Consider the following 13,001-nt stretch of genomic DNA (forward strand, 5'->3'; position numbering starts at 1 on the left):
CGAACAGGTGGGACGAGCAGACGACAAGCAGACGACGAGCAGGCGACGACCAGCCCGGATCGGGTGGAGAGAGAAGTGCGCGGCGTCCCGGGGAGGCAGGGGGGACATCTCCCGGGGACGCCGCGCATCCAACGTGCGGTCGCCTGGCGGGGGAACCTGCAACCTGTCACGTGGGTCGACGTGGTCGACTACGACAACTGTGGCAAACGGAAGCCGTCGAGGTAAAGCCCTGACGCGGCGGAATTCCGTCATTGACGGATACTCGCCAACGTCGCACGATGGCCTTCGACGGGGTGGCTCACCTCGCGGGCTCGCACGAAAGGGACTCCATGGACCCTACCGAGAAGGTGCCCGGGAGAACCGAGGAATCGGCGAACCCGCCCTCGTTCGGCTACCCGGACCCCGACCTCGAAGCGGTGGCCACCCGGGTCTACCTCGCCGCGCTCCAACACCCCCAGCCTTCCCGTTCGCTCCTCGTCGCCCAGGGGATCCGGGAGGACCTGGTCGACACCTCGCTGCGCATCCTCGACGCCCAGGGGCTCATCCGGCTCCACGAGGGCGGCCAGCTCGAGGTGGTCCCGCCGGACATCGCGCTGCCCAACGTGGCCGCCGAGCTCGAGCACCGGGCACGGCAGACCCGGGCCTCGGCCCACGAGCTGGCCCAGGTGTTCTTCGCGGCGCGCTCGCAGGTCCTGCGGCCGGACCCCTCGAGCCTTCAGCTGCTGCAGTCGATGGACGAGCTCGCCGCCGCGACCGCCGACATCATCAGCAGCGGCACCGAGCGGGTGCGCGCCTTCCGGGCCATGTCACCGCGGACCCGTGAGCTGTTCGCCGCCCCGCTGCACGCCCACGAGGCCCCGAGCTTCGGCGCCGGCGGCGTCGCCCTCCCCCTCTACACGACCTACGACAGCGCCGTGCTCGACCTCGACAACGCCCTCCAGGTGCTCGAGGCGCGGGAGGGCGGCGGCGAGCGCTTCCGCTTCGTCAGCTCGGTCCCCTTCTCGGCCCTCGTCGTGGACGAGGCGGCCGCCGTGGTCGACACCACCCTGTTCGAGGAGAACGGCTCCGGCTCGGTGCTGGTGCGCAGCCGTCCGATGGTGCGCGCCCTGGGCGCGCTGGCCGACCTCTTCTGGGACCTCGGCTCACCCCTCCCCCGCACTGCCGGCGCCCGCTCGGCCGAGGCGCGGGACCGCACCATCCTCGCGCTGCTGGCGGCGGGGGCCCCCGACGCGACGATCGCCCGCCAGACCGGCGTCTCCCAGCGCACCGTCGAACGCCGCGTCCGCGCCCTGATGGACCAGCTCGGCGCCGGGACCCGGTTCCAGGCCGGGGTCCAGGCGGCCAGACGCGGACTCGTGTAGCGCCAACCCACGTCCTGCAACGGCGACGAACCCTCGGTGGCTAGACTCGTGCGTTCGCACACCAGGGGAAGAGCAGACAACCGTGACGCGTCCGGAAGACCTCCGCACCGAGGCCGCCACCGACGAGGTGGTCCACCGAGCCGACCACCCCCAGCCCGACTTCGAGCACGACGCCGGGCACGACTCCGAGCACGGCTCCGAGCACGGGGCCGCTCACGAGATCGCCAAGGAGATCGCGCACGAGCAGGCCTACGTCGACCGTGTCTACGCCGAGCTCGCCAAGGCCGCCCGGCGCGCGGGTCTCGTGGAGGCCGACGGTCTGGCCCGTGGCCGCACCGACCGCACCGGTGACGTCCGCGACGAGGAGCTGACCGGCCTGTTCGAGCGCGATGCGCTGGTCTTCAACGCGGCTCGCCGCCGGACCACCCTCGAGAGCCAGTACGAGGGCCTCGTCTTCGGGCGGCTCGACCTCGACCAGCCGGGGCCCGAGGGAGAGCCGCGCGAGGCTCGCTACATCGGCCGCCTCGGGGTCCGCGACGACGAGTACGAGCCCCTGGTCATCGACTGGCGCGCCCCCGCCGCCGCGCCGTTCTACCGCGCCACGCCCGTGGAGCCCATGGGCGTCATCCGCCGGCGGGTGCTGCGGTGCAAGGGCTCCGAGGTCATCGGCGTCGAGGACGACCTCATGGTCGCCGAGGCCCCCGACGACATGGTGGTGGTCGGTGACGGGGCCCTGCTGGCCGCCCTCACCCGCAGCCGTGGCACCCAGATGCGCGACATCGTCGCGACCATCCAGCGCCACCAGGACGAGGCGATCCGGGCGCAGGCCCGCGGCGTCACCGAGATCACCGGCGGCCCCGGCACGGGCAAGACGGTCGTGGCGCTGCACCGCGCGGCATACCTGCTCTACTCCGACCGACGTCGGTTCGAGTCCGGCGGCATCCTCGTCGTCGGCCCCTCGGCCGCCTACACCGCCTACATCGAGCGGGTCCTGCCCTCACTCGGCGAGGAGTCGGTGACCATGCGCTCGCTCGGTGACGTCGTCGACGGCGTCACGGCCGTGCGGCTCGACAGCCCTGCGGCTGCTGCCGTGAAGGGCTCGCTCCGCATGCGCCGGGTGCTCGCGCGGGCGGCCCACGACGCGGTTCCGGACGCGCCGACGACCTTCCGTGCGTTCGTCGCGGGCCGGGCCATCCGGCTCGACCCACCCGTGCTGGACCGCATCCGGGCCCAGGTGCTGCGCAACCACCAGCGCAACCACGCCCTCCCCGCCGTGACGCGAGCCCTCGCCGAAGCCGCCTGGGCCACGCACCGCGAGGGCGAGCGCGACGAGTTCCTGGACGCGTTCGAGGACCACCTCGAGGTCGAGGCGTTCCTGCGGCAGTGGTGGCCGCAGGTCGATGCCCGCGAGGTGCTGCTGTGGATGACCGACGGCGCCCGGGTGCGCCGTTACGGCCAGGGGGTGCTCGCCGCTGGTGAGGCCGAGCTGCTCGCCGACTCCTTCACCCGCACCCTCGAGACCGGCGAGTGGTCGGTCGCCGACGTCGCCCTCATCGACGACCTGACCTCCCGGCTCGGCGTCGTGCAGGACGAGCCCGCCGAGGAGCGCGGCTTCTACGAGATCGAGGAGTACGACGACCTCACGCAGTACGGCGTCGCGGAGGTGCGTGCGACCCGGCAAGGGGCTGCCCCGGCCACCGGGAGGCAGTCCCAGCGCACCCTGGACCCGCGCGACCGCCTGATGCACGGCCGCATCGGCGGCCCCGAGGAGTACGCCCACGTGCTCGTCGACGAGGCGCAGGACCTCTCACCGATGCAGTGGCGGATGCTGGGCCGGCGGGGCCGCCACTCTTCGTGGACCGTCGTCGGAGACGCCGCACAGGCGTCCTGGCCGGATGCCGCCGAGGCGGCTCGTGCGCGCTCCGAGGCCTTCGGGTCGCAGGAGCGCCGGATGTTCCACATGGACACGAACTACCGCAACGCCCGCGAGATCTTCGACTACGCCGCCACGGTGGTGCGGGCCGAGGTGCCCGACGCCGACATCCCGGCAGCGGTGCGCGAGACCGGCGTGCAGCCGATGGAGGTGACGGTCGACACGGCGGGGCTGGTGGCGGCCGCCGAGGCCGAGGTCGACCGGTGGGTCGACGAGGTCGAGGGCTCCATCGCCGTCGTGGCCCCGGCCGAGCACGCCGCCGCGCTGGCGGGCCTCACCGGGACCGGCTCGGGTCGGGTGCAGGTCATCGACCCGATGTCGACCAAGGGCCTGGAGTACGACGCCACCGTCATCGTCGACCCCGACGAGATCACGGCCGAGTCCCCCGGCGGCGTCCGGGTGCTCTATGTCGCCCTCACCCGCGCGGCCCACCGCATGTCGGTCGTCCGCGTGGCCTAGCCCCGCCCCGCGCGAAGCAGCGAGAGCGCGGCTGACACGGTATGCGGCGCCCCAGCGCCTGTGACCCGTGGGGCCCACTATGACGGGCGTTGCCTTGTGGGCGGAATGTTCAACCAAACGGATGAGCCGACGTTCCACCGTTCACGCGTGCCTTTACGCTTTCTTTACTAATACTTTGCCTTCACTAGACGCGTTCTAGACCAGTTCGAGGGGGTCGACTGGTCACGCGGGTGATGAAGGGAAAGTGCCATGGGGACGTTCACAAGGCTCACCGCCCGACGACGAGGGGGAGCCGCCCTGGTGGCCGCCGTCGTCGCCGCCATGGTGCTCACGCCGATGCAGTCCGCCTCGGCCGCCGACCTCGGCGGCTTCGAGATCGACGGCAACCTGACCCCGGCCGCCGGCGGTCCCACCGACTGGGCCGGGCTCGGCGGCACGGCCTGCGTCGTGGACGGCGTCTCCGACGCCACCGGCTACAAGGGCGCCGAGAGCTCGGACGTCGACTTGTGGGCAGGCGAGGCGGTGGCCACCGGCAAGACCGACATCGCCGCGATCCAGACCTACTCCCATGTGGACCAGACGGGGCACCAGTGGACCTACGTCGCGGTCCAGCGCGCCACCACGGAGGGGTCGACCTACTTCACCTTCGAGTACAACCAGAAGCCCAACCACCAGAGCCGCCCCGGCGGCAACGGCACCCCTGCGTCCGTGCCCACCCGCACGACCGGCGACCTGCGCCTGATGTTCGAACAGCAGGGCAACGCCCAGAACGAGGTGCTCGGCAAGATCGTCGTCGATGGCATGGACCGCTGGGTCGGCGGCCAGTGGGTGGCCCAGACCATCACCCCGAGCGCCATCGCCGGCCTGTCCAACACCGCGACCGTCGCGGGCCTGTGCGGCTCGGCCCAGGCCGTGCCGGGCGCCTTCATGGAGGTCGCGCTCGACCTCACCGTGCTCGGCATGGAGCCCGGGTGCGAGAGCGGCGGCTTCGGCACCTTCAACGTCCGCAGCCGCCAGTCGCCGGCGATCTCCTCCGAGATGTCCGACGTCGCGACCGGCACCACGCACATCATGCCGAACTGCGGTCGCGCCACCATCACCAAGCGGGGCCCCTCCGGCGAGGTCGTCGGCGGCCCGGCCCTGCGCTTCCAGATCTCGCCCGACCCCCGCGACGGGACGGGCACGGCATACGTCGGCGACAACGTGACCACCGGGCTCTCCGGGAACGAGGTGCCGGACGCCGACGACCGCCCCGGCTACGTCGCCTTCACCACCTCGCGGTTCGGCGTCTACACGCTCACGGAGGTGGCCCCTCCGGCCGGCTACCTGCTCCCGGGCGACACCACCGCGACCGTCACCGTCGCGCGGTACAGCGACGCGCCGGTCGAGGTCGTCGACCCGCTCGGCACCGGCACGGTGCTCAAGGTCGACGCGGACACGGGCAAGCCGCTGGCCGGCGCGGAGTTCAGCTTCACCAAGACGGCGGCGCCGTACCAGGGAACCGTCATCACCGTGCGCGACAACGGCGCCGGCGACCTCGACCCGCGCGACGGCTACGTCAAGGCCGGTGGCCTCTACACCGGCGCGTGGGAGGTCGAGGAGACCGATGCCCCGGCGGGCTACCTGCGTGGGAGCGCCACGCAGACGCTCACCGTCTCGCAGGACACGCCTGACCCGGTGCTGGCCAAGGCGTTCGAGAACAAGCAGAACGGCACGCTGGTCTGGGACAAGGTCGGCGAGGACGGGTCCACCCGCCTGGCCGGCGCACACTTCCGGCTCGACCGCCTGGTGGGTGGGCAGGCGGTCGAGTCGGTCGACATCACCGACAACACCGGCCGTGACGCCGACGACACCACCGGCGGGTTCAAGGTCAGCGGGCTGCGCTTCGGCACCTGGCGGCTGACGGAGACGCAGGCCCCCGACGGCTACCTCGCAGCCGACCCGAAGACGGTCGAACTCAGCGCGCAGACCCACACCCTGGCGTTCACGTTCGTCAACACCGAGAACGGCCAGGTCACCTGGCGCAAGGTCGACGAGTTCGGCGACGTGCTGCACGGCGCCGCCTTCACCCTGAGCCAGCCCGGCCAGTCGGTGGTCGTCACCGACAACGCGGGGCAGACTGAGTACCAGGGCCGCGACACCAACCCCGCGCCCGGTCACTTCGCCGTCACCGGCCTCGACTTCGGCGACTGGACGCTCACCGAGACCACGGTGCCCCAGGGGTATGCCGCGGGTGCGGCGAAGCACCTCATCGTCACCGCGAGCGCGTCGACGGTCGACGTCGGCGACGTCGTCAACACCCAGGACGGCCGGGTCAGCTGGACCAAGGTCGGCGAGGACGGCAACCCACTCGCCGGCGCCGAGTTCACCGTGGCCACCGGCAGCGGCCAGGGCTCGCAGAGCATCCACGTCACGGACAACACCGGCCAGAGCGGCTACGACGGCCCGGACACCGACGCGCGCACCGGCCGGTTCGCCCTCGAGGGCCTCGACTTCGGCACCTGGACGCTGACCGAGTCCGTCGCCCCGCTCGGGTACACCGGCCTGACGAAGCCGATGGAGTTCACCGTCTCCGCGCAGGACCAGACCGTGGGCCTGGGCGCGATCCGCAACGCCATGAACGGCCGGCTGGCCTGGTCGAAGGTGGGCGAGGACGGCGCACCGCTGGCGGGCGCCACGTTCACCCTCACGCTCGGTGACCAGGTGGTCGACGTGCCGGACAACACCGGCCAGCCCGGCTACGAGGGCGCGGACACCAACCCCAGCGTGGGCCTGTTCGCCGTCGCTGGGCTCGACTTCGGCACCTGGACCCTCGCCGAGACCGTGGTCCCGACGGGCTACGCCGGCATCGAGCCGCGCGCCGTCGAGGTCGTGCCGTCGGCGACGCCGATCCTCCTCGGCGCCATCGAGAACACCGAGAACGGGCGGGTCAGCTGGAGCAAGGTCGGCGAGCACGACGAGCTGCTCGGCGGCGCCGTCTTCACGCTGACCCCGTCCGAGCCGGGCGGCCAGGCCGTTCAGGTCGCCGACAACACCGGCCAGGGCGGCTACCAGGGCCGCGACACCAACCCGGTCGCCGGTCAGTTCTCGGTCGACGGCCTCGACTTCGGCACCTGGACCCTCTCCGAGACCCAGCCGCCGGCGGGCTACGCCGGGGGCGCACCCGTGCAGCTCACCGTGACCGCCGAGGCGAGCTCGGTGGCCCTGGGCGCGGTCCACAACACCGAGGACGGCCGGATCACCTGGCGCAAGACCGACGAGAACGACCAGCCGTTGTCCGGTGCCGGCTTCACGCTGACCCAGGACGCCCCTGGCACCACCACGCCCGGCACGGCCGTGGCGCCGTCGGCCCAGGTCGTCGACGTGCCCGACAACACCGGTCAGCCGGGCTACGAGGGCTCCGACACCGACCAGCGTGCGGGGTACTTCGCGGTGGCCGGGCTCGACTTCGGCACCTGGACGCTCTCGGAGACGACCGTCCCGGCGGGCTACGCCCAGGCGGCCGACCGGACGGTCACCATCACCGCCCAGGACAGCCGGCACGAGCTCACCATCGTCAACAGCGCCAACGGCATCGTGACGTGGACCAAGGTCGGTGAGGGCGGCGAGCCGCTGACCGGCGCCTCGTTCGAGCTCTCGCAGGGCGACCAGGTCCTCGCGGTCGAGGACAACACCGGGCAGCCCGGCTACGACGGCTTCGACCGCGACCCCGCCCCCGCGGCATACCGGGTCGTCGGTCTGGACTTCGGGCCCTGGACCCTGACCGAGACCCAGGCGCCCACCGGCTACGCCGCCGGTGCGCCGCGCACCCTGGAGGTCGGCCCGCAGAGCCCGGTCGCCAGCTTCGGGGCCGTGCTCAACACCGAGGACGGCCGGCTGGCCTGGACCAAGGTGGGCGAGGACGGCACGCCGCTCGCGGGCGCCGGGTTCACCCTCACCACGCCGGGCCAGAGCGTCGTCGTCGACGACTTCACCGGCCAACCCGGCTACCAGGGCCGCGACCGCGACCCCGACGCCGGCGAGTTCCTGGTCGACGGGCTCGACTTCGCGACGTGGACGCTCACCGAGACCACCGTGCCCTCCGGGTATGCCGCCGGCTCGCCGGTCGTGGTCGACGTCCCCCGCTCCGCGGCGGTGCTGCACCTCGGCGACATCGAGAACACCGAGGACGGCCGCGCCACCTGGACCAAGGTCGGCGAGGACGGCACCCCGCTGGCGGGCGCCGGGTTCACCCTCACCATGGGTGGGCAGAGCATCGTCGTCGACGACTTCACCGGCCAGGCCGGGTACGCGGGTCGCGACACCGACCCCGACGCGGGCGAGTTCGCCGTCAGCGGGCTCGACTTCGGCACCTGGACCCTGAGCGAGACCACCGTGCCCACGGGCTACACCGGCGCGGCCGACCGTTCCTTCACGGTCGACGGCGGCCACAGCACCGCCGAGCTCGGCCAGGTCGTCAACACCGAGAACGGCCGCGTGGTCTGGACCAAGGTCGACGAGAAGGGCGCCCGCCTCGGCGGTGCGGTCTTCGAGCTCCGCCTCCCGGGCAAGGACGGCGACCAGCGCGTCGAGGTGGCCGACAACACCGGCCAGGCCGGGTACGTGGGTCGCGACACCGACCCCACCGCGGGCGAGTTCGCCGTCGCGGGTCTCGACTTCGGCACCTGGACCCTCGTGGAGACGCGGGCCCCCGAGGGGTACCTGCGTGACACCGACAGCCGCCCGGTCGTCGTGGACGTCCGCGCCGGGGCGGTCGACGCCGGAGTGTTCGTCAACGTCGCGATCTGGGCCACCGTCTCCGGCCACAAGAGCGTCTGGGAGCTCGACGCCGCCGGCCAGCCGGTGGAGTCCGACGGCGTCGTCGACTACGGCGACACGGTGCTCTACGGCATCGACGTCACGGCCGGTGGCAGCGTGCCGCAGACCGGCGTCACGGTGAGCGACCCGCTGCCGAAGGGGATCTCCTTCGTGTCGGGCTCGGCCGACTGCCAGCCGCAGCCGTGCACCGTCGGCTACGACGCGAAGACCGCAACGTTGACCTGGTCGGTCGAGGAGATGCAGCCGGGCGCCGTGGTCACCGTCTACTTCCTCGCCACGGTCGACGCCGCCCCGGCGCTGCCGCCGGGTGGCACCGCCCACCTCCGGGTCGACAACGTCGGCTCGGTGGGGTCCGACCTGGCGCCGACCACCCCGACCAACGTGGTGTCGGTGGAGGCCTCGGCCACCGCGCCGCCGGTGGAGAAGCCGCCGGTGGAGAAGCCGCCGGTCGTGCCTCCGGTGGAGCAGCCCCCGTTCGAAGAGCCACAGACGCCGCACGGGCCGACCCCGGTCCCGCCGACGGCGCCGCACGCTCCGCAGACGCCGGCCCTGACGCCGACGCCGCGGACCCCGCTGGCCCACACCGGCGTGGACGGGCTGCCACAGCTGCTCGGCGGAGCCGCCCTGCTGCTGGTGGTCGGAGCCGGGCTCTGGCGGGTGGCCGCCCGCCGGGAGGTGTGACAGGGGACGAAGGACGTGCCGGGTCCACAGGGGTGTGGCGAGCCCGGCGCGAGGGAACCCTCCAGGGGGTGGAGGGTTCCAGGGGGCCGGGGGCGTCGACTGCGGGGTCGGCGCCCCCGCTGCCTGCCCGGGTCCGTCAGGTCAGCGCGTCGAGGCGCGCACGCCAGCGCTGGGCGAGCGACTCCCTGAAGTGCGCGGCCTCGTCGGCCACCTCGCGGAGCAGCCGGTCGCGCTCGGCCTCCGCGGCCGCGACCACCTCGGGTGGGTAGCCGTAGATGACCTGGTGCTCGGCGAACTCGTCCTCGTCGTCGACGAAGATCCCGCCGTCGAACCGCTCGATGACGTCGAGGTCGAGGTCGACCGCCGTCAGCTCGCAGCCGGCCGTCCTGCTGACCGACAGGGTGGGCGTCGTGGCGACGTCGACGTACAGCCGGTACCGGTACTCGGGCACCGGCTCGTAGAACGTCGCGGCGAAGCCTCGCTCGCGCGGGAAGAGCCCCACCTGCCGCCCGTGGGAGCTGAACTCCATGCCGGGCCGGGTCCAACGGGTCCCATGAGGCCAGCCGGCCCACCAGCCGTGCTCGTCCTCACCGAGCCAGACGACGTCGGCCGACCAGTGCGCGCCGCCGCCCCACTTCTGGAAGCGCACTCGCAGGGGGTCCCCCGGGGCGAGGCGGACACCGGCCTCGGCGCCGGTCTCCCCCACGTCGCCCGCCGTCGACTCGCGCGCCGTCAGAGGGTGGTCAGTCGCCGAGCAGGGAGTGGCGGCTGACGATCTGCTCGCGGCCGGGACCCACGCCGATGGCGGAGACCCGGGCCCCGATGAGCTCCTCGACGCGAAGCACGTAGCGCTGGGCGTTGACGGGCAGCTCCTCGAAGGAGCGGCAGTCGGAGATGTCCTCCCACCAGCCGTCGAGCTCCTCGTAGACGGGCACCGCGTGGTGGAAGTCGGTCTGGTTGACCGGCATCTCGTCGTGGCGGACGCCGTCGACGTCGTAGGCCACGCAGACCGGCACCTTGTCGAGACCGGTCAGCACGTCGAGCTTGGTGATGACGAAGTCGGTGACCCCGTTGATCCGGGTGGCGTAGCGGCCGACGACGGTGTCGACCCAGCCGCAGCGGCGCGGGCGCCCGGTGGTCGTGCCGTACTCGGCGCCGGTCTTGCGGAGGAACTCGCCCATGTCGTCGTGGAGCTCGGTCGGGAACGGGCCCTCGCCGACGCGGGTGGAGTAGGCCTTGAGGATCGCGATGACGCGGTCGATGCGGGTCGGCGGGATGCCCGAGCCGGTGCAGGCGCCGCCCGAGGTGGCGTTCGAGGACGTGACGAACGGGTAGGTGCCGTGGTCGACGTCGAGCAGGGTCGCCTGCCCGGCCTCCATGAGCACCGTCCTGCCCTCGTTGAGGGCCTGCTCGAGCACCAGGGAGGTGTCGGCGACCATGGGTCGCAGCCGCGCGGCATACCCGAGCAGCTCCTCGACCACCTCGTCGACCTCGATGGCGCGCCGGTTGTAGATCTTGGCGAGCACCTGGTTCTTGAACTGCAGGGCCGCCTCGACCTTCTGGCGCAGGATCTTCTCGTCGAAGAGGTCTTGGACCCGGATGCCGGTGCGCGACATCTTGTCGGCGTAGGTCGGGCCGATACCGCGACCGGTGGTGCCGATCTTGCGCGAGCCGAGGAAGCGCTCGGTGACCTTGTCGAGGACCCGGTTGTAGGGCGCGATGATGTGCGCGTTGGCGCTCACCAGCAGGCGGGAGGTGTCGACACCGCGCGCCTCGAGCCCGTCGATCTCCTCGAACAGCACGGCGAGGTCGATGACGACGCCGTTGCCGATGACCGGGGTGCAGGTCGGGGTCAGGATGCCTGAGGGCAACAGGTGCAGGGCGTACTTCTCACCGTCGATGACGATGGTGTGGCCGGCGTTGTTGCCGCCGTTGAACTTCACGACGTAGTCGACGTCGCTGCCCATCAGGTCGGTGGCCTTGCCCTTGCCCTCGTCGCCCCACTGGGCTCCCACCAGCACGATCGCCGGCATGCGTACACCTTCTCTTGTCCGTCGGCTGCAGTCACGGCACAGGCCCCAGTCGTGCGTGTGCACGGGGGCCCGTACCTCGGAAGGCTACCGTTTGGCGCCACCGGACGCCCACGCCGCCCACGGCCCCGCCCGGCACCTGCCTACCGCTGACGCTGGCGGTCGGCCCTTCGAGGCGGTCTGAGCGCCCCGCTCTCCGCGACGGCCATGCCGAGCTGGAAGCGCGTGTCGGCGCCGAAGCGGTCCATCAGCACCGCCACCCTGCGGCGGACCGTCCGCAGGCTGCAGCCGAGGTAGCGGGCGATGGCCTCGTCCTTCAGCCCCGAGCCCAGCAGGCTCAGCAGCTCGAGGTCCGGGTCGACCTCCCGGCCGCTCGCCGGCACCGGCAGCGCCAGGGCGAAGAGCCGCTCGAACAGCTCGATGAAGACCCGCACGAGCATCGGGTGGCGGATCAGCACGTAGTTCGACCCGGCGTCGCCCCACGTCGCCACCGCCATGACGGCCGACTCACCGAAGATGGCGAAGTCCGAGGTGGCCTCCGGGGTCACCCGCTGGACCTCGCCCGCGTGGCCGAAGGCCTCGATGAGGCCGCGTGAATCGGGGTGCTGCCAGGCGTTCAGGGGGTAGATGCCTCGCTGGGGTCGCCCTCGGCCCATGCGCGCCACGGCGGTGTCGCGGATGTCCTCATCGGTGCCGGGCCCCGCGTCGAGGCTGACGACGCAGTGACGGATCGTCCCCTCGGTGGTCTCCACCAGCCGCTGCACCATCGTCGGGGCCACGTCGGCGACGAGCGGCTCCCACACGGGGGGCTCCTCCTCCCCCGTCGGGCGCTCGTGCCCCATGCCGAGCTGCAGGAGGGCGTTGCGGATCTCGGCGAGCTCCAGGCGCCGCCGGTCGGCCCTGCGGACCTCGCGCTCGAGCACGTGCTGGAGGGTGGCCAGGGGGTCGGTGACGAGGAGGTCGGGTTCGACGGCAGGCGCCTCCGCCTCTTCCTGCGCTTGTTGCTGGGCCTGCTCCTGCGCGTGTTGCTGCGCCTGCTCCTGCGGTTTCTCCTCCACGCCGCTCCTCCCGTTGACCCACAGCCGGCTCACAGAAAGTGTGGCATGTTCTGGCCAATGGCCGCTTGGTGACGGGGTCTGACGCAGTTCGACCTGCATCATGGTCCCTGTCGCGGCGACATCATGGGGACGACGAAGCCGCGAGCTGAGCGGAGGACCAGGGGACCGCTCAACCGCAGGGGGCGAAGCCGGGGGGCCGAGTCGGGGGAGACTCGGCTCCCCGGCTTCACCGACTGCTGGGAGTGGTCCCTCAGAGACCGAGCTCGTCGGCCGCCTCAGCCGAGGAGTCGCGCAGGAACTGGCGGCAGCGCTGCTCCTCCTCCACCTCGCCGATCTCACCGGCAGCCCGGGACAGGGCCGCGAGCGACCGCAGGAAGCCCCGGTTGGGCACGTGCGACCACGGCACCGGCCCCTGGCCGCGCCACCCCGAGCGACGCAGCGCGTCGAGGGCGCGGTGGTAGCCCGTGCGGGCGTACGCGTAGCCCTCGACGGTGCGACCGTCCTCGAGCGCGTCCTCCGCGAGGGTGGCCCAGGCCAGCGACGACGTCGGGTATGCCGCGGCCACCTGGTCCGGGGCGACGCCCTGTTCCAGCCGCTCGGCTGCCGGGTCCTCGGGCAGGTGGGTGGGCGGGATGCCGAGCAGGTTCTCGGAAGAGGTCAC

At 72.4% G+C, this 13,001-nt stretch carries 7 protein-coding genes; 3 read left to right on the forward strand and 4 right to left on the reverse strand.

The features are described 5' to 3' along the window. Positions 1–347 precede the first annotated feature (347 nt). The 3 genes from BMW78_RS20445 (at position 348) to BMW78_RS09490 (ending at position 9,252) form a co-directional block, all read left to right on the forward strand. Positions 348–1,361, forward strand: a complete 1,014-nt coding sequence (locus BMW78_RS20445; RefSeq protein WP_218144297.1) for a helix-turn-helix transcriptional regulator — start codon at positions 348–350, stop codon at positions 1,359–1,361. A 220-nt stretch (positions 1,362–1,581) separates the two neighbouring features. Beyond that, entirely contained in the window at positions 1,582–3,753 is a 2,172-nt protein-coding gene (locus BMW78_RS09485; RefSeq protein WP_245735787.1) for a HelD family protein, read from the forward strand. A gap of 249 nt (positions 3,754–4,002) precedes the next feature. After that, a complete protein-coding gene (locus BMW78_RS09490; RefSeq protein ID WP_091758667.1) occupies positions 4,003–9,252 on the forward strand; it encodes an MSCRAMM family protein in 5,250 nt (1,749 codons plus the stop codon). A 136-nt stretch (positions 9,253–9,388) separates the two neighbouring features. Here BMW78_RS09490 and BMW78_RS09495 read toward each other — a convergent pair whose 3' ends face one another. The 4 genes from BMW78_RS09495 to BMW78_RS09510 all read right to left on the reverse strand — a co-directional run bounded on the left by BMW78_RS09495 (position 9,389) and on the right by BMW78_RS09510 (position 13,001). Continuing rightward, the gene (locus BMW78_RS09495) at positions 9,389–9,958 is read right to left on the reverse strand and encodes a DUF402 domain-containing protein (RefSeq protein WP_091758669.1); all 570 of its coding nucleotides are present in this window, start codon (positions 9,956–9,958) and stop codon (positions 9,389–9,391) included. A gap of 37 nt (positions 9,959–9,995) precedes the next feature. Continuing rightward, the gene (locus BMW78_RS09500) at positions 9,996–11,285 is read right to left on the reverse strand and encodes an adenylosuccinate synthase (RefSeq protein ID WP_091758671.1); all 1,290 of its coding nucleotides are present in this window, start codon (positions 11,283–11,285) and stop codon (positions 9,996–9,998) included. 140 nt (positions 11,286–11,425) lie between these two features. Next, positions 11,426–12,340 carry a helix-turn-helix domain-containing protein gene (locus BMW78_RS20790; protein ID WP_091758672.1) on the reverse strand — a complete coding sequence of 305 codons (915 nt, stop codon included), beginning with the start codon at positions 12,338–12,340 and terminating at the stop codon, positions 11,426–11,428. A 250-nt stretch (positions 12,341–12,590) separates the two neighbouring features. Then, entirely contained in the window at positions 12,591–13,001 is a 411-nt protein-coding gene (locus BMW78_RS09510; RefSeq protein ID WP_091758674.1) for a DUF3151 domain-containing protein, read from the reverse strand.

This window comes from Pedococcus cremeus (assembly GCF_900111375.1).
GTDB classification, from domain to species: Bacteria; Actinomycetota; Actinomycetes; order Actinomycetales; family Dermatophilaceae; genus Pedococcus_A; species Pedococcus_A cremeus.